Raw genomic sequence first — 19,648 nt, 5'->3', positions numbered from 1 at the left:
GCGCCTTCCCGAGAGTCTCGGCCCGCGCGACGGGTGCGGCCGTCTCGCTGGTCGGTCGCCGGTCCTGACGCGGGCAGGGGTTTGGATGTTTATGCGGACCAAACCCTACTGGACGCTATCTGGGGTCGCGCGGGGAGGGTGCCCAACGCGCCGTTCGGCTCCCCGAAGAGGTGGAATCACCCTGATATTTCATGGGATTTCCGCCCGAAACACCTCGGGTTTATCCGCCTCGCCCGGCGCCGGCGCACGGGCCTTCGCCGCCCCGTCCGCACCCCCGGAGTACTCGCTTCCGGTGGACGGCTGACGCCCCTTCGGGCGGTGCTCCCGGCGGGGTCGTAGCGTAACCGTGTGCCCTACTTCGACACCGCGTCCTCCGCCCCGCTGCACCCCGTGGCCCGCCAGGCCCTCCAGGCCGCCCTCGACGAGGGGTGGGCCGACCCCGCCAGGCTCTACCGGGAGGGGCGGCGGGCCCGGCTGCTGCTGGACGCGGCCCGGGAGGCGGCCGCGGAGGCGGTGGGCTGCCGCCCGGACGAACTGGTCTTCACCCCTTCGGGGACCCGCGCGGTGCACCTCGGGGTGGCGGGGGCCCTCGCCGGGCGCCGGCGGGTGGGCGGGCATGCGGTGGTCTCGGCGGTGGAGCACTCCTCCGTACTGCACGCGTCCGCGCGCTACGGGGAGGAGACCTCCGAGGTTCCCGTGGACCGCCTCGGGCGCGTCGATCCGTCCCGGTTCGCGGCGGCGCTGCGCGGGGACACGGCGCTGGCCTGCCTCCAGTCGGCCAACCACGAGGTCGGCACCGAGCAGCCGGTACGGGAGGTGGCCGGGATCTGCGGGGCGGCCGGGGTGCCGCTGCTGGTGGACGCGGCGCAGTCACTGGCGTGGGGGCCGGTGGACGACGGCTGGTCGCTGCTGACCGCGAGCGCGCACAAGTGGGGCGGGCCCGGCGGGGTGGGGCTGCTCGCGGTGCGCAAGGGCGTCCGGTTCGCGTCCCCGGAGCCCGCGGACGAGCGGGAGTCGGGGCGGTCGGCCGGTTACGAGAACATCCCGGGGATCGTGGCCGCCGCGGCCTCGCTCCGGGCGGTCCGGGCCCAGGCCGAGACGGAGGCGGTACGGCTGCGGGGCCTGGTGGACCGTATCCGCGCGAGGGTGCCGGAGCTGGTGCCGGACGTGGACGTGGTGGGCGACCCGGTACGGCGCCTCCCCCATCTGGTCACCTTCTCCTGTCTCTATGTCGACGGGGAGGCGCTGCTGCACGAGCTGGACCGGGCGGGGTACTCCGTGTCGTCGGGCTCCTCGTGTACGTCGAGCACCCTGACCCCGAGCCATGTACTGCGGGCGATGGGCGTGCTCAGCGAGGGGAACGTACGGGTGTCACTGCCCGCCGGAACGGCGGCTACGGACGTGGAGGGCTTCCTGGAGGTGCTGCCGGGGGTGGTCTCGGCGGTCCGCGGGCGGATGGGGGCGGAGGCGGTGTCAGCGGCGGGCAGGCGGACGGGTTCCGGTACTGGTTCCGGTTCGGCCGGGGGTGATCTGGTGCTGGACACGCTCGGGAAGCGGTGCCCGGTCCCTGTGATCGAACTGGCCAGGGTGATCGGCGATGTGCCGCCGGGCGCGACGGTGACGGTGCTCTCGGACGACGAGGCGGCCCGGCTGGACATTCCCGCGTGGTGCGAGATGCGGGGCCAGGAGTACGTGGGCGAGGAGGAGCGCGGCGGGGGCCGGGTGGCCTATGTGGTGCGCCGCGTGACATAGCGGACGGGCCCGCCCCCGGTGCCGCCGGGGCACCGGCGGCTTGCCCCGTCCGCTCCCCGGATCGGTGTCCCGTGCCTTCCGGCCCATTTTCCGGTGCCGGGGAGAGGGCACCCCGGGTGGTGGTCGGCCGGCGGGGCCGCCCCGGCTCCGGCTTCCTTCGCCGGACCCGCGCCTCCCCCACCCATGAGGCCGGGAGGTGCCCGACCGGGGGAATCGTCCCCGGGACGGCGTACCGGGGCGAGGGCTCGTCACCCGGTACGCGGAGCGGCCGGACACCCGCGGGCGCGGGGGGTGTTTCCGGCCGCGGGGGTGACGCGGGGGCGTGGCGGGGTCCGGCGCCCCCGGCCCGAGCGGGCCGGGCCTTCCGGGCGGGCCGGTTTCCGGGCAGACCGCCTCTGAGCGGACACGGCCCGGGGCGACCGGGTGCCCCGGGCGGGTCAGGTCAGGTCAGGTGGGACTGGACTTCGGTGGCCGCCTCCTGGCCGTACGCCTTGGTGAAGCGGTCCATGAAGTGCGCGCGCCGCAGGGTGTACTCCTGGGTGCCGAGGGTTTCGATCACCAGCGTGGCCAGCATGCAGCCCACCTGCGCCGCCCGTTCCAGGCCGACGCCCCAGGAGAGGCCCGAGAGGAACCCGGCGCGGAAGGCGTCGCCGACGCCCGTGGGGTCGACCTTGGCCTCCTCCTCGGGGCAGCCGACCTCGATGGGGTCGCCCCCGCCGTGCTCGATACGGACACCGCGGGAGCCGAGCGTGGTGACGCGGTGGCCGACCCGGTCGAGGATCTCCTTGTCCGTCCAGCCGGTCTTGGACTCGATCAGCCCCTTCTCGTACTCGTTGGAGAAGAGATAGGTCGCACCGTCCAGCAGTATCCGGATCTCGTCCCCGCTCATCCGCGCGATCTGCTGGGAGAAGTCCGCCGCGAAGGGGATCCCCCGCGAACGGCACTCCTCGGTGTGCCGCAGCATCGCCTCGGGGTCGTCCGCGCCGATGAGGACCAGATCGAGGCCGCCGACCCGGTCGCCCACCGACTTCAGCTCGATCAGCCGGGCCTCGCTCATCGCCCCGGTGTAGAAGGAGCCGATCTGGTTGTGGTCGGCGTCGGTCGTACAGACGAAGCGGGCCGTGTGCAGCACCTCGGAGATACGTACGGACCCGGTGTCCACACCATGGCGGTCGAGCCAGGCCCGGTACTCGCCGAAGTCCGCTCCGGCGGCGCCGACGAGGATGGGCCGCGTACCCAGCTGGCCCATGCCGAAGCAGATGTTCGCCCCGACACCGCCCCTGCGCACATTCAGGCTGTCGACCAGGAAGGAGAGGGAGACCGTGTGCAGCTGATCCGCGACCAGCTGGTCGGCGAAGCGGCCGGGAAAGGTCATGAGGTGGTCGTTTGCGATGGAGCCGGTGACTGCGATTCGCACGGCGATTGCGCTCCTGTGGCGGGGTGGGGATGACATCTCACGCTACCCGGTCGAAGCCGGGGATCGCAGGGCGGAAACCGCCCGACAGGAGGTCTTCGTCCCCCGGCTCCTCGGTGCGTACGGTGCGGATATGACGAACTCCCCGGCGTACAGGGCCTCCCGCGACCGGGAATTCACTCTGACGCAGCTGCGGGGCGACCGCGCCCGGATGGCCGCGCACCGTCCGGCGCCCCTGTCCGCCGTGCCCGCGGCCGTTCCGCCGTCCCGTATCCGCGGAGTCGTCGTGCCCGCCGCCCCGGCGCGGATCGTCGCCTCGATGTCCGACGACGGATCCGGCTTCGGACACGGATCTGGATGCGGATACGGATGCGGAGGCTGAGGGCGGCCCGCTCACCGGGGGCGCGAACCGGGAACCGCGCGCGCCCTTGTCCCGTCCCACTCGTGACCCCGCATCAGGGGGCGCGTGGCCGTTGGGACAGTCGACGGGTGACAGGGAGCGATGCGGTGAGCGGGACGAAGACCGACGAGGACAGCGGACGCCGGTGGCGTTCACCGCTGGTGGCCTCACTCGTGGCGGCGGTACTCGTCGTGGGGGGCGGAGGCGGCACCTATCTCGCCACGGCGGGATTCGGCGACGGCCCGGACCCCCGGGGCGCGGAGCCGCCGAAGCTCTCGGTGAGCCCCGCTCCGGTGGACGCCGCCGGGATCGCGCCCGGTGAGCCCCACCCCGGCCCCGGGCCCGGCTACCGGGCGAAGGGCGCTCTGCCGGACGGTCCGGACCGGGCCTCCGTGCACCGCCCGGAGGGCACGGTCACCGAGGACGAGGTGCGCCGGCTCGCGCAGGTACTCGGACTGCCGGGCTCCCCCCTGCGGAAGGGTTCGGTGTGGCTGACGGGCGACGACAAGGACGGCTCGGGCCCGGTGCTCCAGGTGAGTGCGGACGCCCCGGGCACCTGGACGTACGGCGGGTTCGGGCCCGCTCCCCGCGGTGACGCCTGCCCGAGGACCGATGTCTGCCCCTCCGGTACGACCACGAGCGGCCCCAGCGGCCCGGACGGTGTTCCTGCGGTGAGCGAGGAGGCCGCGAAGAAGGCCGCCGCCCCCGTACTGAAGGCACTCGGGCAGAGTGATGCCGCCGTGGACGCCGGCCAGGTGATGGGCGCGGTCCGCGTGGTGAACGCCGAGCCGGTGGTCGGCGGGCTGCCGACGTACGGCTGGACCACCGGGATCCAGATCGGCGCGGACGGCCGGGTGGTCGGCGGGGGCGGACAGTTGAAGGAACCCCGCGCACAGGCTTCGTACCCCGTGGTCTCCGCCACGGACGCACTCGCGCGGCTGAACTCCGCCCCCGGGGGAAGCGGTGCGGCCCGGCCGGCCGTCTGCCCCGCGGGCGAGGGCCGGGCCGGGAGCGGGGGTATAGAGCCGTGCGACCTGCCCGCCTGTGCCACGCCGATGCCGCTGGGCAGGGACGGCGGGGGCGGCGGCAAGGCCAGTGCCCCGCCGGCCCCTGCCGCGGGCACGGCACGGGACCACACCGGGTGCGGCACCCTCCCACCTCCGCCGGCCGAACCGCTGACCGTCGACAAGGCCGTCTTCGGGCTGTCCGCGATGTACGCGGAGGGGCGGCTGTCCCTCGTACCGTCGTGGCTGTTCCGGGTCGCGCCCGGTGGTGCGGCGCCGTCGTACACGGTCGCCCAGGCCGCGGTGGAGTCCGGGTATCTGCTCCAGAGCGCTCCGACGTCGCCGGACGCGCCCGGGATTCCGCCGGTCCCGCCGTCGTCGGCCCCGGGCAAGGACATCGCACCGGCACCGCCCGCGCCGGACAGGACCGGTCTTCCGGTGTCCCCGCCCGTGGAGTGGTACACCACGAAGGGGCGGACGCTGACGGTCCGGTTCATCGGCGGGGTCTGCGACACCTATAGCGCGAAGGCGAGCGAGACCGGGCGCCAGGTGCGGGTGACCATCACCGCGTCGCATCCCGAACCCGATCGCGTCTGCATCGAGATCGGTGTCGATACGACGGTGAAGGTGACTCTGGACGCTCCCCTGGGCGACCGTGAGGTCGTGGACGCGACGACGGGGAAGGCGATCCCGCCCCGCACCGGCTGAGCAGGGCCCACGGAGTCACGGGCCCCGGGGAACACCGGAGACCGGGACACCGGAGACTGCGATACCGGAGACTCGGATACGACAGAGGCGGCGGCCCCGGAAAAGGGGGCCGCCGCCTCTGCTGCGTACGCCAACCGGACGTCGCCCGGCTCGCCGCGCCGCTCAGTTGAAGGAGTCGCCGCAGGCGCAGGACCCCGTCGCGTTCGGGTTGTCGATGGTGAAGCCCTGCTTCTCGATGGTGTCGACGAAGTCGATGGAGGCGCCTCCCAGATACGGGGCGCTCATCCGGTCGGTGACGACCTTCACGCCGTCGAAGTCCTTGACGACATCGCCGTCGAGCGAACGCTCGTCGAAGAACAGCTGATAGCGCAGGCCGGAGCAGCCACCGGGCTGTACGGCGACACGCAGCGCCAGGTCGTCCCGGCCTTCCTGGTCCAGCAGGGCCTTCACCTTCGCCGCGGCGGCGTCGGACAGGAGGATACCGTCGCTCACGGTGGTGGTCTCGTCCGATACGGACATCTGCTTCATCACTCCCGGGATGGTCTCCCCGCCTGAGGCAGGGCGAAGTACGGAGACTGCTTGCCGACGGTTGCAACCGGCGGGACCGCGGATTCATTCCGGGCCCGTGGCCCCTCTTTCCCTTCTTATGCTCGCACACCGCCTGGGCTGGGGACACGGCGTGGAGCCAGGGGGTGCGTCACATCGACGCTATGGGCATCGTCAAAGTGACGTGAAGCGGTTATGATAGATAACGTCAAATAGACGATAAAGGTGTAGAAAAGAGAAAGGGTGCGTGACGTGACCACCGCCCAAGCCCGTACGGAACCGCAGGACGCCCTGCTCGACGTACAGCCGACGCCCCTCGCCCTGCTGCTCCTCGGCCGTGAGGCCGACCCCAGGAGCGAGCGCGGTGTGGAGTGCCCCGGCGACCTGCCGTCCCCGTCCGACCCGGATCTGGTGGAACGCGCACGTGCCGCGAAGGAGAAACTCGGCGACAAGGTCTTCGTCCTCGGCCACCACTATCAACGCGACGAGGTCATCCAGTTCGCCGATGTCACCGGTGACTCCTTCAAGCTGGCGAAGGACGCGGCGGCCCGGCCGGAGGCCGAGTACATCGTCTTCTGTGGTGTGCACTTCATGGCGGAGTCCGCGGACATCCTCACCTCCGACGACCAGAAGGTCGTCCTGCCGGACCTCGCGGCGGGCTGTTCCATGGCCGACATGGCGACGGCCGAGCAGGTCGCCGAGTGCTGGGACGTACTGACCGACGCCGGTATAGCCGATCAGGTCGTGCCCGTCTCGTATATGAACTCCTCGGCGGACATCAAGGCGTTCACCGGGAAGCACGGCGGCACGATCTGCACCTCGTCCAATGCGAAGCGGGCGCTGGAGTGGGCGTTCGAGCAGGGCGAGAAGATCCTGTTCCTGCCGGACCAGCACCTCGGGCGCAACACCGCCGTCCGGGACCTCGGTCTGTCGCTCGACGACTGCGTGGTCTACAACCCGCACAAGCCGAACGGCGGGCTGACCGCGGAGCAGCTGCGCGCGGCGAAGATGATCCTGTGGCGCGGGCACTGCTCGGTGCACGGCCGCTTCTCGCTGGATTCGGTCCGGGAGGTACGGGAGCGGATCCCGGGGGTGAATGTGCTGGTGCACCCGGAGTGCAAGCACGAGGTCGTGGCGGCGGCGGACCACGTCGGTTCGACGGAGTACATCATCAAGACGCTGGAGGCGGCTCCCGCCGGTTCCAAGTGGGCGATCGGCACCGAGCTGAATCTGGTGCGCCGGGTGGCCAACGCGCACCCCGACAAGGAGGTCGTCTTCCTCGACCGGACGGTCTGCTTCTGCTCGACCATGAACCGCATCGACCTGCCGCACCTGGTGTGGGCGCTGGAGTCGCTGGCGGAGGGCTCGCTGGTGAACCGTATCCAGGTCGACAAGGAGACGGAGAGCTTCGCGAAGCTGGCGCTGGAGAGGATGCTGGCGCTGCCGTAGGGGTGGCCTGGTGTGAAGCCCTCCTTGCCGGGGCGCTGCCCCGGTCCCCGCGCCTCGAACGCCGGCGGGGCCGGGGGTTCCCGGGCCTCGGCACGGGTAGGCCGTGGCCTGGTGCGCGGGGCCAACCGCGCGGGCCCTTGCCGGGGCTCCGCCCCGGACCCCGCGCCTCAAACGCCGGCGAGGCTGGAAACATCCCGCCCCCGGCACAGTCGAGGTCCCCCGACCCTGGCGGACTTGGGAATCCGAAGCCCAGCGGGCCGGGAGCGACCCCGCTCCAGGGCCGGTGAGCCACAGCCGACGCGCGCCGGGCCGGACCACCCGGGCCCCTGCCGGGGCTCCGCCCCGGACCCCGCGCCTCAAACGCCGGCGAGGCTGGAAACATCCCGCCCCCGGGACAGTCCCCCGGCGGGATTGGAAACGTCCACGCCCCGGCACAGTTGGGGTGCCCCAGCCCCGGCAAGGCCACAGCTGCCCCGGCAGCGGCAAGGCTGAAAGGGCCCGGGCCCCGGCCGACCCAGCCCGTCCGGCGATTGAGGACCCGGGTCCGGGGCGGAGCCCCGGGAAGGAACAGACCCCCGACGCGGCCGGGAAGTGCCCCGGCAACGCCGGCCCCGTTAGGACTCGCAGATCCAGTCCGTGAGTTCCGAGGGGCGGCTCAGGGCGACCAGATGCCCGCCGGGAAGGATCTCCACCGGGATGCCCAGGCGCGCGGCGACCGTGCGGCGCTGGAAGTCCGCGGGGAAGAAGCGGTCGTCGCGGGACTGGAGGAAGCGGGTGGGGATCTCCGGCCAGGACGGCAGGGGCCAGGGGTCCGCGAACAGGGCCTCGGAGGGGGCCCCGGGCGGGGAGGTCATCGCCTCGGTGGTGACCTCGGGCGGGACGTCGTGGAAGAAGTCGACGAGCGGGTCGAACGGGGCGTCGGGGTCGCGGCCGTCGCGGACCGCGAGGGCCCGGCGGGCCGCCGGCTGGCCCGTGTTGGCCCACCACTGGCCCGGTGTCTCGCCGGGCGCCGGGACCATGGCGTTGACCAGGATCAGACGCTCCACGGAGACCCGCTCGCAGACCAGGGGCGCGATGAAACCGGACAGCGACTGGGCGACGACGACCAGCCTCCCGGGGGGCGCGCCGAGCTGGTCGACCACGGCTTCGGTGTAGTCGGACAGATCCGCGGTGTTGTCCTCGGGGAGGTCGACGGCGATGGCCTCATGGCCCCGGGCACGCAGCTCGGGCACCACCCGGTGCCAGTACCAGGCGCGGCCGTCGGCGCCGGGGATGAGGAGGTACTCCGTCATACGCCGCTCCTGCGGAAGGGACCAGAGGACCCCATCGTGGCGCACGAAAGCCCGGTCCGGGCTCCCGAAGGGGCCCGGACCGGGCGAGTTCACCGGATCTGCGCTACAGGTCGGCCGAGGCCAGGACGTCCGCGTCGGCGTCCGAGACCTCCGGCGGCCGTCCGTCGCCGGACTTCGCGCGCTTCGCGGCCTTCTTCTTCGCGCGCCGCTCCTTGCGCAGCTCCACCATCGAGTAGAGCGTCGGCACGAGCAGCAGGGTGAGCAGGGTGGAGGTGATCAGACCGCCGATCACGACCACCGCCAGTGGCTTGGCGATGAAGCCGCCCTCGCCCGTGACGCCCAGGGCCATCGGGAGCAGGGCGCAGATCGTCGCCAGGGCGGTCATCAGAATCGGGCGCAGCCGGTGCCGCCCGCCCTCGATGACGGACTCGACGACGCCGAGCCCCTGTGCGCGGTACTGGTTGATGAGGTCGATCAGCACGATCGCGTTGGTGACGACGATGCCGATCAGCATCAGCATGCCGATCATCGCCGGGACGCCCATCGGGGTGCCGGTGATGACGAGCAGACCGATCGCTCCGGTCGCCGCGAACGGGATGGAGACCAGCAGGATCAGCGGCTGCACCAGCGAGCGGAAGGTGGCGACCAGCAGCATGAAGACGATCGCGATCGCCGCGAGCATCGCCAGGCCGAGGGAGCCGAACGCCTCGTCCTGGTCCTCCGACACTCCGCCGATGGAGGCCGTGGCGCCCTCCGGCAGATCGAGGGACTTCAGCTTGGACTGGAGCGCGCTGCTGACGGCGCCGGTGTTGTCGCCGGTCGGCTTGGCCGTGATCGTGGCGGCGCGGGAGCCGTCGATACGGGTCATGGAGACCGGTCCCGGCGCCTGCTGCACCTCGGCGACCTGGCCGAGCTTCAGCGCTCCGAGGGGCAGGTCCCGCAGTTCCGCGATGGTCTTGGCGGGCTTGGCGGAGGTGATGACGACATCGCGCTCGCTGTCGTCGAGGATCGCCTTGGCGATGGGGGTGCCGCGCACGGCCTGGGCGACGGCGGCACCGAGGCTGGCGTCGTTGAAGCCGGCCGCCACGGCGTTGGCGTTGGCCTTGACCGAGATCCTCGGGACGCTCTGCGCCAGGTCGCTCTGGACGTCGGTGACGTTCTTGAGTCCGGCGACCTCTTCCCGTACCGCCTCGGAGGCGGACTTCAGGGTGGCCGGGTCGGCGGCCTTGACGACGACGCTCAGGTCCTGGCTGCCGAAGCCGTCGCCCGCCGCGATGGTGGTGTCGCCGATGCCGTCGAGCTTGGCCAGTTCGTCGTCGATGCGGTCGCGGGTCTTCTCGTAGTCGGCCGCGTCCTTCAGGGTCATCTGGTACGACGCCTGGTTGGCGCCGGTGCCACCGCCGAAGGCGGCCATGAATCCGGAGGAGCCGACGGTGACCTGGTAGTTCTCCAGCTCGTCGATACCGCTGAGGACGTTCTCGACCTTCTTCGCGGCGGCGTCGGACGCCTCCAGGCTGGTGCCCGGGGGCAGCTCCTGCTTGATCGACATGACCTCCTGCTCGCCCTGGTCGAAGAAGTTCGTCTTCAGCAGTCCGGCCATGCCGAAGGTGCCGAAGAGGATGACGACCGCGAGGACGACGCTGGTGATCCGGCGGCGGGTGGCGAAGCGCAGTACGGGGATGTACGAGCGCTGGAGCCTGCTGCGCTCCTCCTTCTCCTCCGCGATCCGGCGGGCCTCGTCCGGGTCCATTCCGCGGACGGCCTTCGGCGCGCGCAGGAACCAGTACGACAGCACCGGCACCACGGTGAGCGAGACGAGGAGGGAGGCCAGCAGGGCCGCGGAGACGGTGAGCGAGAACGAGCCGAACAGCTCACCGATCATCCCGCCGGTCAGACCGATCGGCAGGAACACGGCCACGGTGGTCAGTGTCGAGGCGGTGACCGCGCCGGCGACCTCCTTCACCGCGTTGATGATCGCGCTCTCGCGCTCCTCGCCGTAGCCGAGATGGCGCTTGATGTTCTCCAGCACCACGATCGAGTCGTCGACGACCCGGCCGATGGCGATGGTCAGCGCGCCGAGGGTGAGCATGTTGAGCGAGAGGTCGCGGGTCCACAGCACGATCAGCGCCAGCACCACGGACAGCGGGATGGAGACCGCGGTGACCAGGGTGGAGCGCAGCGAGGCCAGGAAGACCAGGATCACGATCACGGCGAAGAGCAGACCGAGCGCGCCCTCAGTGGTCAGACCGGAGATCGCCTTGGAGACCGCCGGGCCCTGGTCGGAGACGACGGTCAGCTCGGCGCCGGAGCCCAGGTCCTCGCGCAGCTCGGGCAGCTTGTCCCGGACCGCGTCGGAGATGGCGACGGCGCTGCCGTCGTTGTCCATGGTGGCGAGGACCGCGAGGCTGGGCTTGCCGTCGGTACGGGTGAGGGAGACCGCGGTGGACGGGGTCTGCTCGACCTTGGCGATGTCGCCGAGGCGGACGGGCTTGCCCTTGGGAGCCGCCGAAGGGATCCGTACGTCGGCGATCTGGCGGAGGCTGGTGAACCCGCCGCCTACCTGGACGGTGAGATTCTTGCCCCCCTCGCTGAAGGAGCCGGCCGGCATCGTGGCGCCGCCCGCCTTCAGCGCTCCGCTGATCGCGTCGACGCCGAGACCGGCGGCGCGGAGCCTCGCCTCGTAGGGGGTGACCGAGACCTGGAGGTCCTGGACGCCGTCGATGGAGACCTGGCCGACGCCGTCGATGTCCTCCAGGGCGGGGACGACGGTACGTTCCAGCTGATCGGCGAGCGCCTGCTGGTCCTTGTCGGAGGTGACCGCGAGGACGACGGTCGGGATGTCGTCCGTGGAGCCGGCGATCACCTGCGGGTCGACGTCGTCGGGCAGCTCGGCGCTCGCCCGGTTCACCGCCTGCTGGACATCGGCGACGAGCTGCTTGGTACCGTCCCCGTACTCGAAGCCGGCCATGATCACGGCGTTGCCCTCGCTCGCCGTGGAGGTGATGCTCTTGATGCCGTCGACGGCCTTGAGCGAGCTCTCCAGCGGCTCGACGACCTGCTTCTCGACCACATCGGGGGACGCGCCCTGATAGGGGGCGAGCACGGAGACCATCGGAAGTTCGATGGACGGCAGCAGCTGTTGCTTGAGCTGGGGGATGGCGATCGCGCCGAAGACGATCGCCACGATCGACATCAGCCCGACCAGGGCGCGTTGCTTCAGGCTGAATCTCGACAGCCAGGACATGAGGTCTCTCTTCTGTGACTTACGCGGCAGGAAGGCGCCGGACGACAGGCGTACTGTGTGGCGTCGGGCACAGTCGGTGGCCCGCTTATACGATCAGCCATGAGGATGGCGGACCCGTCGCCCCCAGGTCTCGTTTCTTTATCTCGCGTATACCGCGATTGGAGTACACGCGGGAGTCGGTTCAGTCCGCCCTCGGACGGACCAGACCCGATTCATAGGCGGTGACCACCAGTTGGGCGCGGTCCCGGGCGCCCAGCTTGGCCATGGCCCGGTTCACATGGGTCTTCACGGTGAGCGGGCTCACCGCGAGGCGTTCGGCGATCTCGTCGTTGGAGTGGCCGCCGGCGACCAGGACGAGGACCTCGCGCTCGCGCACGGTGAGCGCTTCGAGGCGCTCGGAGTAGGTCGCGGAGTCCGGGTCGTCGTCCCGGCCGCCGCCCTGGGCGAGGAACTTGGCGATCAGCCCCTTGGTGGCGACGGGCGACAGCAGCGCCTCACCGGCGGCGGCGATACGGATGGCGCTGAGGAGTTCGTCGGGTTCGGCGCCCTTGCCGAGGAAGCCCGACGCCCCGGCGCGCAGGGACTGGACGACGTACTCGTCCACCTCGAAGGTCGTCAGCATGACGATACGGACATGGGCCAGCGTGGGATCGGCGCTGATCATACGGGTGGCGGCGAGGCCGTCCGTACCGGGCATCCGGATGTCCATCAGGACGACGTCGGCCTGTTCGGAGCGGGCGAGGGCGACGGCCTCGGCGCCGTCCGCGGCCTCCCCGACCACGGCCATGTCCGGTTCCGAGTCCACCAGGACCCGGAAGGCACTGCGCAGCAGTGCCTGGTCGTCGGCGAGCAGCACCCTGATCGTCATGTGTCCTCCCCCGTGCGCGCTTTCAGGGGAAGTATCGCCTGCACCCGGAATCCGCCGCCGTACCGGGGGCCCGCGCTGAGCCGGCCGCCGAGGGCCGAGACCCGTTCGCGCATGCCGAGGAGGCCATGGCCGCCGCCCGGGTCGTCGGCGCTCGTCCCAGGCACGACCGGGGCGTCGGGTATCCGGCCGCCGGGCTCCGGGGCGGAGCCGTTGTCCAGGACCGTGACCTCCAGGGTCGTGCCCACGCGGATCACGCTCACCTCGGCCTTGGCCTCCGGGCCCGCGTGCTTGCGCACATTGGTGAGGGCCTCCTGGATGATCCGGTACGCGGCGAGGTCGACGGCCGCGGGGCGCCGGACGCCCTCGTCGGCGCGGGCCACCTCCACCGCCAGACCGGACTGCCGGAAGGTGGTGACCAGTTGATCGAGAACGCCGAGGCCGGGCGCGGGTTCGGTGGGCGCCTCCGGGTCGCCGGACTGCCGCAGCAGCCCGACCGTGGCCCGCAGTTCACTGAGCGCGGAGCGGCTGGCCTCCCGTACATGGGCGAGCGCCTCCTTGGCCTGGTCGGGGCGCTTGTCCATGACATGCGCGGCGACGCCCGCCTGCACATTGACCAGGGCGATGTGATGGGCGACGACATCGTGGAGATCACGGGCGATACGCAGCCGCTCCTCGGCGACCCGGCGCCGGGCCTCCTCCTCCCGGGTCCGCTCGGCGCGGTCGGCGCGCTCCCGGATGGCGTCGACGAACGCCCGCCGGCTGCGTACGGCGTCACCGGCGGCCGCTGCCATCCCGGTCCAGGCGAAGATGCCCACGTTCTCCTGGGTGTACCAGGGGGTCGTGCCGAAGAACATCGCGGAGCCGGTGAGCACGGTCATCGTGAGCAGGCCGACCCGCCAGGTGGTGGGCCGGTCGGTGCGGGAGGCGACGGTGTAGAGGGCGATGACGGCGGCCATCGCGACCGGGGCCGGGCGGTTGGCGAAGATCAGCTCGACCACGGCCATGCCGCCGACGAAGACCAGTACGCACACCGGGCGGCGACGGCGGTAGACCAGCGCCGCGGATGCCAGGACCAGCAGCACCAGGGTGAGTGCGCCGGGGGTACGGGCGCCGAACTGCGGCCCGTGTTTGCCGTACGGCTCCGCGAAGGAGCCCACGACCATGCCGGCCAGCACGATCACGGCGAGTGCGGCGTCGAACGCCAGGGGGTGCTCACGGAGCCAGCGCTGGGCGCGGGCGAACCGGACGGCGAGGGAGGTCACAACAGGCAACGGTACGACGTGTCCCGGCCGCCGGGTGCCCGTCGGCCGTTCAGATGTACGGAAGTAGGGAATCCGGGGCCTGGGCGGGGTGGTGGCACGACCTGTGGAGGGTGCCCGGGCGAGGGGGACACAGGGGTGCGGAAACCGGGGTGGACGCGGGGATTCCGGGGCGCGGGCGGTCCGGGCGGGGCCGGCGTCCGGAGCCCGGAGGAGGCGCCGGTCACTTCGTCGTACCGTCGTCGCACCTCCGGGCCGGGCACAGGTGCCGTAACCGCGAAGATCCGGCGGCCCCGGCCCGGCTCACGTGCCGTACCGGGAGGAAACCGTTCGCCCCGGGCAGGCCCCGCCTCCGGGAAGGGTGTCCCTGGATGTGCCCCTGGATCCGTACGGTCCGGGCGGTCCCGGCCGGCGTACGCCCCTCGACGCGCGCGTGCCCCGCTCGGAAAGTCCTGAGCGGGGCACGCTGTTGGAATGCGCGGGCCGTGCGGGCCCGGTCGGGGCCGGGATCAGCCGGGGAGGAGACCGCCGTCACCGAGCATCTCCCGGACGTCCTCCAGGGTGGCTCCCGGGGCGGGGAGGATCAGCTCCGACGGCTCCAGGGCGTCGTCCGGGAGCGGCTCCCCCAGTTCCCGGACGCGCTCCAGGAGCGCGGTGAGCGTCCGGCGGAAACCGGGGCCGTCGCCCTGTTCCATCTCCGCCAGCAGCTCGTCGTCGAGCTTGTTCAGTTCGGCGAAGTGGCTGTCCGCCAGCTTCACCTGACCCTCCCCCATGATCCGTACGATCATGACGAGTCCCTACTGCTCGGTCCCGAGGGACGCGGTCGGCCGGTGCCTGCCGCCAGCCGGAGGCCGCCGGTGTCCGGCCCAGGCGCCCTCAGTGCTTGTCGAAATTCGGCCTGGCGCTGTTCTGCTGACCCTGGGCGTCCTGCGGAGTGGCGCTGCCGCCCTCGATGGCCTGCTTCGAGGAGGTGCCGCCCGCCAGTTCGGCCTTCATCCGCTGGAGCTCCAGCTCCACATCCGTACCACCGGAGATACGGTCCAGCTCGGCGGCGATGTCGTCCTTCGCCATCCCGCTCGGGTCGTCGAGCGCGCCCGAGGCGAGCAGCTCGTCGATCGCGCCCGCCCGCGCCTGGAGCTGGGCGGTCTTGTCCTCGGCACGCTGGATCGCGAGCCCGACGTCGCCCATCTCCTCCGAGATGCCGGAGAACGCCTCCCCGATCCGGGTCTGTGCCTGCGCGGCGGTGTAGGTGGCCTTGATCGTCTCCTTCTTGGTGCGGAAGGCGTCGACCTTGGCCTGGAGGCGCTGGGCCGCGAGGGTGAGCTTCTCCTCCTCGCCCTGCAGCGTGGTGTGCTGCGTCTCCAGGTCGGTGACCTGCTGCTGGAGCGCGGCGCGGCGGGAGAGCGCCTCGCGCGCCAGGTCCTCACGGCCGAGCGCCAGCGCCTTGCGGCCCTGGTCCTCCAGCTTGGAGGACTGTCCCTGCAACTGGTTGAGCTGGAGCTCCAGGCGCTTGCGGGAGGTCGCCACGTCGGCGACCCCGCGGCGCACCTTCTGGAGCAGCTCCAGCTGCTTCTGGTACGAGTAATCGAGGGTCTCGCGCGGATCCTCGGCCCGGTCAAGGGCCTTGTTTGCCTTCGCGCGGAAGATCATCCCCATACGCTTCATGACACCGCTCATGGGCTTCGCGCGCCCCCTTCATGACGGACTACGGCTCCAGCACTCCAACAGAACCCACAGTACGGGCCCTGCATCCATTACCGCACTGTTCGAGCGCGGATGCGCTCCTCCCCAAGGACGACTGCGGACTGCTTCCGATCCGGCGCAAGGAGTAGATGACCGTAGGGGACATCACCCGGGAGACCGTCCGCACCGGCCCGCCGGGGCCACCGCGGCCGGGGTCCTGACGCGGGCCCGAAGGCCCCCGTCCCGCGCCGTTCCTCTCTCCCCTGGCAGACGTACGGTGTTGCCGGATCGTTCCCCTCCGGCGTTGGGTCCATGCACGCCACCCCTTACCCTTGGGTTTTGTGTTCCGTAGCCGTGCCAAGACGGAGAAGTCCCCCACCGACCAGGTGACGGCGGACTCCTCCCAGCATCCCCGCGACCCCGAGGCCCCGAAGGGCCGCCCCACTCCCAAGCGGAGTGAGGCCCAGAGCCAGCGCCGCCGTGCCGCCACGACGCCGCTCGACCGCAAGGCGGCGATGAAGCGCCAGCGGGAGGCCAGGCGCGCGGATCTGGCGCGCCAGCGCGAGGCCCTCGCCAGCGGTGACGAGCGGTATCTGCCCGTCCGTGACAAGGGTCCCGTGCGCCGCTTCGTCCGTGACTTCGTCGACTCGCGCTTCTGCGTCGCCGAGTTCTTCCTGCCGATGGCCGTGGTCATCCTCATCGCGAGCATGGTCCGCGTCGGCCAGCTCCAGAACATCGCGCTGCTGCTCTGGCTCGGCGTGATCGTGATGATCCTGGTGGACTCGGCCGGTCTGGCGATGCGGCTGAAGAAGCAGCTGCGGGAGCGCTTCCCCGATGAGCCCAAGCGCGGCGCGGTCGCCTACGGTCTGATGCGTACGCTTCAGATGCGCCGGCTCCGTCTGCCGAAGCCGCAGGTCAAGCGCGGAGAGCGACCCTGAGCACTGAGGCCCCCGGTGTCGCGGACGCCCCGGGTGGTCCCGTCGTGCCCGGAGGGCTGCGCGACACCGTCCGCCAGGAGCTGCTGGCCCGGCAGCTCGACGAGCAGATAGCGGCCCGCTACCCGGTCGGGCAGCGCCTGCGGATACTCGACGTCGGCATGGGCCGGGGCGCCCAGGCGCTGCGGCTGGCCCGCGCGGGACACACGATCACCGGCCTGGAATCCGACCCCGTACTGCTGCGGGCCGCCCAGGAGTCGCTGTCGACCGAGCCCGCCGGCATCCGCGAGCGGGTGCGGCTGCTGGAGGGCGACGGCCACGAGACCGGGGTGCACTTCCTGCCGGGCAGCTTCGACGTGGTCCTCTGCCACGGGGTCCTGATGTCCTCGCCGGAGCCGGACGCGATGCTCGCCGGTCTCGCCAGGATGCTGGCACCGGGCGGGCTGCTGTCCCTGCTCGTACGCAACGCGGACGCGCTCGCCATGGGCCCGGGGCTCGCCGGGGACTGGAGCGGGACGCTGGCCGCCCTGGAGTCGGACCTGTACTCCGACGGCGGGGGCGTACCCCTGCGGGCCGACCGGCTCGACGCGCTGACCTCGACGCTCGCGGGGATCGCCGCGCCCCTGCACGCCTGGTACGGCGTCCAGGTCTTCACCGACTGGGGCGCCGACACCGTCATCCCGGCCGCGGACGAGCTGGAACGGCTGCTCACCGCCGAGGACCGGGCGGGACGCACGGAGCCCTACCGCAGGGTGGCCGCGCTGCTGCATCTGTGCGGCGTACGCGGCTGAGACCGCGCCCCGGCCGGCCGGACAGTCGGCGGTACGGGCACACCGCGCCCGGAGCGGCGGCGGCGGACCGTGTTTTCGGGGTTTCCCGGTTTTCCCGCGATTCTCGGGTTTTCCCGGCCGCTCAGGCAGCGGAGCCCCTGATGCGTCCTCATTCAAGTGAGCACCGCGAAGACCACCCGAAATGACGACCCCGGGTCCACCGGCGCCGGTCACCCCGTGCCCGGTGCGGGCGGCGGCCCGGCGGGGCCCCCGGCCGGGGGCTCGACGCAGCTGTCCCCGGACTCCACGCGCAAACTCCCCGCCCGGGAGACCTGGCGCGCCCTGTACACGCACTTCCGGCCGCACCGCTGGACCGTCCTGCTCGGCGCGTCGCTGGCCCTGGTCGGCACGGTCGCCGGGCTCGCCCAGCCGCTCGCCGCGAAGTCCCTGGTGGAGCGGCTCGGCGAGGACAGCTCGATCACCGGGGTGCTGGTCCTGCTCACGGTTCTGGTGGTGATCGGCACGGCGATCGAGGCGGTGGGCGCGTACATCCTGGAGCGCACCGCCGAGTCCGTGGTGCTGGCCGCGCGCCGGAGCCTGATCGGGCGGCTGCTGCGGCTGCGGCTGCCGGAGGTGGAGCGGACCCAGCCGGGCGATCTGATGTCCCGGGTCACGTCCGACACCACCCTGCTGAAGGCGGTGACCACCCAGTCGCTCGTCTCCGCGGTCACCGGCGGGCTCGCCTTCGTGGCCACGATCGTACTGATGGGGCTGATGGACGCGGTTCTCCTCGGTGTCACGCTCGGGGTGATCGTGCTGATCGGCGGCTGTGTCGCCCTGGTCATGCCGCAGATCTCGCGGTCCACCCAGCGGGCGCAGGCGGCCGTCGGCGAGATCTCCACGGTGCTGGAGCGGGCGTTCGGGGCGTTCCGCACGGTGAAGGCGTCCGGTGCCGAGGAGCGTGAGACGGCCCTCGTGGCCGCGGCGGCGCGGGAGGCGTGGCGGCACGGCGTCCGGTCGGCGAAGTGGCAGTCCGTGGCCTGGTCGTCGGTGGGGCTCGCGGTCCAGGTGTCGTTCCTGGCGGTGCTGGGCATCGGCGGGGCCCGGGTGGCGTCCGGCGCGATCTCGGTCTCGACGCTGGTGGCGTTCCTGCTCTTCCTCTTCTATCTGATCGACCCGGTGTCGAAGCTGGTGGAGGCGGCCACGCAGTACCAGGTGGGTTCGGCGGCGATCGCGCGGATCGTGGAGGCGGAGAGGCTGGAGACCGAGCATCCGGAGACGGACCGGCCGGCCGGCGAGCGGGCGGCGGACGGGGAGCCGGGCACGGTGGTACCGCCCGTGGACGGGGCCTCGTCGGTGGCCTTCGAGGAGGTGACCTTCCGCTACCGGGAGGACCTCCCGTATGTCCACCACGGTGTCACCTTCTCCGTACCCGGACCGGGCATGACCGCGTTCGTGGGCCCCTCGGGGGCGGGCAAGACGACGGTGTTCGGTCTGATCGAGCGGTTCTACGAGGCGGACGGCGGCCGGATCCTCGTCGACGGGCGGGATGTGCGCGACTGGCCCCTGGCCGAGCTGCGCGCCGGGATCGGCTATGTCGAGCAGGACGCGCCCGTGCTGGCCGGGACCCTGCGGGAGAACCTGGTCTTCGCCGCGCCCGGGGTGAGCGACGACGAGATCCGGGACGTTCTCGTACGGGCCCGGCTGGACGCGCTCGTGGACCGGCTGCCCGACGGCCTGGAGACCGTGGTCGGCCACCGGGGCTCCAAGCTGTCGGGCGGGGAGCGCCAGCGGGTGGCGATCGCGCGGGCGCTGCTGCGCAGGCCGCGGCTGCTGCTGCTGGACGAGGCGACCTCGCAGCTCGACGCGGTCAATGAGATGGCGCTGCGGGATGTGGTGGCCGAGGTGTCCCGGGAGGTGACCGTCCTGGTGGTGGCGCACCGGCTGTCCACGGTCACGCTGGCGGACCGGATCGTGGTCATGGACGCGGGGAGGGTACGGGCGGTGGGGACGCACGCCGAGCTGGTGGCCGGGGATCCGCTGTACGGGGAGCTGGCGGCGACGCAGTTCCTGGCGTCGGAGCCCGGGGCGGTGGGGCCGGGAACACCGGTGGCGGGCACGGCCGGGGCGGACGCGGCCGGGACGGAGACGGCCGGAGTCGGGGTCGAGATCGGGGCAGGGGTGACGCGAGCGGAGGCGGAGTAGCTGCCCAGGTGCCCAGGCCGGGGGCGCCTCGTGGAGCCGCGGCCCGACGGGTGGGCCGCCCCTCGGGTGGGGTACCACCTGATCGGAGGCGTACCACGGGCCGCCCCGAAAGGACAAAA

At 72.0% G+C, this 19,648-nt stretch carries 15 protein-coding genes; 7 read left to right on the top strand and 8 right to left on the bottom strand.

The genetic code is table 11. The features are described 5' to 3' along the window. Nucleotides 1-348 precede the first annotated feature (348 nt). Entirely contained in the window at nt 349-1,752 is a 1,404-nt protein-coding gene (locus tag ACIBCM_RS02150) for a cysteine desulfurase/sulfurtransferase TusA family protein (protein ID WP_399239146.1), read from the top strand. Between the two features lie 442 nt (nt 1,753-2,194). Here ACIBCM_RS02150 and ACIBCM_RS02145 read toward each other — a convergent pair whose 3' ends face one another. Continuing rightward, complete coding sequence (locus ACIBCM_RS02145; protein WP_399239144.1) at nt 2,195-3,169, bottom strand: carbohydrate kinase family protein; 975 nt, start codon at nt 3,167-3,169, stop codon at nt 2,195-2,197. A gap of 130 nt (nt 3,170-3,299) precedes the next feature. Here ACIBCM_RS02145 and ACIBCM_RS02140 point away from each other — a divergent pair, with 130 nt between their 5' ends. Together ACIBCM_RS02140 and ACIBCM_RS02135 are read left to right on the top strand one after the other, a co-directional pair. Beyond that, complete coding sequence (locus ACIBCM_RS02140; RefSeq protein ID WP_399239142.1) at nt 3,300-3,548, top strand: hypothetical protein; 249 nt, start codon at nt 3,300-3,302, stop codon at nt 3,546-3,548. Between the two features lie 125 nt (nt 3,549-3,673). Beyond that, nucleotides 3,674-5,278, top strand: a complete 1,605-nt coding sequence (locus tag ACIBCM_RS02135; protein ID WP_399239140.1) for a hypothetical protein — start codon at nt 3,674-3,676, stop codon at nt 5,276-5,278. Between the two features lie 162 nt (nt 5,279-5,440). On the opposite strand, the gene ACIBCM_RS02130 is transcribed toward ACIBCM_RS02135, so the two are convergent. Next, nucleotides 5,441-5,797, bottom strand: coding sequence for a HesB/IscA family protein (locus ACIBCM_RS02130; RefSeq protein ID WP_399239817.1), 357 nt, complete (start codon nt 5,795-5,797; stop codon nt 5,441-5,443). Nucleotides 5,798-6,067: 270 nt separating this feature from the next. On the opposite strand from ACIBCM_RS02130, the gene nadA reads away from it, so the two are divergent. Beyond that, nucleotides 6,068-7,273 (top strand): quinolinate synthase NadA, encoded by a 1,206-nt coding sequence (gene nadA / locus ACIBCM_RS02125; RefSeq protein WP_399239138.1) that lies wholly within the window; start codon nt 6,068-6,070, stop codon nt 7,271-7,273. A 614-nt stretch (nt 7,274-7,887) separates the two neighbouring features. On the opposite strand, the gene ACIBCM_RS02120 is transcribed toward nadA, so the two are convergent. From ACIBCM_RS02120 to ACIBCM_RS02095, 6 genes are all read right to left on the bottom strand, one after another. Next, complete coding sequence (locus ACIBCM_RS02120; RefSeq protein WP_399239136.1) at nt 7,888-8,565, bottom strand: alpha/beta fold hydrolase; 678 nt, start codon at nt 8,563-8,565, stop codon at nt 7,888-7,890. 103 nt (nt 8,566-8,668) lie between these two features. Further along, nucleotides 8,669-11,809 carry an efflux RND transporter permease subunit gene (locus tag ACIBCM_RS02115; protein WP_399239134.1) on the bottom strand — a complete coding sequence of 1,047 codons (3,141 nt, stop codon included), beginning with the start codon at nt 11,807-11,809 and terminating at the stop codon, nt 8,669-8,671. Nucleotides 11,810-11,990: 181 nt separating this feature from the next. Further along, nucleotides 11,991-12,677 carry a response regulator gene (locus tag ACIBCM_RS02110; protein WP_399239132.1) on the bottom strand — a complete coding sequence of 229 codons (687 nt, stop codon included), beginning with the start codon at nt 12,675-12,677 and terminating at the stop codon, nt 11,991-11,993. Continuing rightward, on the bottom strand, nt 12,674-13,939 hold the full coding sequence (locus ACIBCM_RS02105; RefSeq protein WP_399239130.1) for a sensor histidine kinase: 1,266 nt from the start codon (nt 13,937-13,939) through the stop codon (nt 12,674-12,676). Before ACIBCM_RS02105 ends, ACIBCM_RS02110 begins: the two co-directional genes overlap by 4 nt. Before the next feature lie 506 nt (nt 13,940-14,445). After that, nucleotides 14,446-14,724 (bottom strand): hypothetical protein, encoded by a 279-nt coding sequence (locus ACIBCM_RS02100; protein WP_399239128.1) that lies wholly within the window; start codon nt 14,722-14,724, stop codon nt 14,446-14,448. An 88-nt stretch (nt 14,725-14,812) separates the two neighbouring features. Beyond that, complete coding sequence (locus ACIBCM_RS02095; RefSeq protein ID WP_399239126.1) at nt 14,813-15,613, bottom strand: PspA/IM30 family protein; 801 nt, start codon at nt 15,611-15,613, stop codon at nt 14,813-14,815. A 347-nt stretch (nt 15,614-15,960) separates the two neighbouring features. On the opposite strand from ACIBCM_RS02095, the gene ACIBCM_RS02090 reads away from it, so the two are divergent. The 3 genes from ACIBCM_RS02090 (at nt 15,961) to ACIBCM_RS02080 (ending at nt 19,529) form a co-directional block, all read left to right on the top strand. Next, the gene (locus ACIBCM_RS02090) at nt 15,961-16,557 is read left to right on the top strand and encodes a DUF3043 domain-containing protein (RefSeq protein WP_399239124.1); all 597 of its coding nucleotides are present in this window, start codon (nt 15,961-15,963) and stop codon (nt 16,555-16,557) included. A 44-nt stretch (nt 16,558-16,601) separates the two neighbouring features. After that, a complete protein-coding gene (locus tag ACIBCM_RS02085) occupies nt 16,602-17,345 on the top strand; it encodes a class I SAM-dependent methyltransferase (RefSeq protein WP_399239123.1) in 744 nt (247 codons plus the stop codon). A gap of 270 nt (nt 17,346-17,615) precedes the next feature. Then, nucleotides 17,616-19,529 carry an ABC transporter ATP-binding protein gene (locus tag ACIBCM_RS02080; protein WP_399239815.1) on the top strand — a complete coding sequence of 638 codons (1,914 nt, stop codon included), beginning with the start codon at nt 17,616-17,618 and terminating at the stop codon, nt 19,527-19,529. Nucleotides 19,530-19,648: the final 119 nt, after the last annotated feature.

The organism is Streptomyces sp. NPDC051018, from assembly GCF_044456085.1.
Classification (GTDB): Bacteria; Actinomycetota; Actinomycetes; order Streptomycetales; family Streptomycetaceae; genus Streptomyces.
The sequence above is the reverse complement of the archived record's forward strand: the minus strand, read 5'-3'. Positions and strand labels throughout refer to the sequence as shown.

Excerpts from the sequence above, each read along its gene's own strand:
- ACIBCM_RS02140 (WP_399239142.1), top strand. The coding sequence starts at position 3,300 with ATGACGAACTCCCCGGCGTACAGGGCCTCCCGCGACCGGGAATTCACT.
- ACIBCM_RS02130 (WP_399239817.1), bottom strand. The coding sequence starts at position 5,797 with ATGTCCGTATCGGACGAGACCACCACCGTGAGCGACGGTATCCTCCTG.
- ACIBCM_RS02120 (WP_399239136.1), bottom strand. The coding sequence starts at position 8,565 with ATGACGGAGTACCTCCTCATCCCCGGCGCCGACGGCCGCGCCTGGTAC.
- ACIBCM_RS02115 (WP_399239134.1), bottom strand. The coding sequence starts at position 11,809 with ATGTCCTGGCTGTCGAGATTCAGCCTGAAGCAACGCGCCCTGGTCGGG.
- ACIBCM_RS02110 (WP_399239132.1), bottom strand. The coding sequence starts at position 12,677 with ATGACGATCAGGGTGCTGCTCGCCGACGACCAGGCACTGCTGCGCAGT.
- ACIBCM_RS02100 (WP_399239128.1), bottom strand. The coding sequence starts at position 14,724 with ATGATCGTACGGATCATGGGGGAGGGTCAGGTGAAGCTGGCGGACAGC.
- ACIBCM_RS02095 (WP_399239126.1), bottom strand. The coding sequence starts at position 15,613 with ATGAGCGGTGTCATGAAGCGTATGGGGATGATCTTCCGCGCGAAGGCA.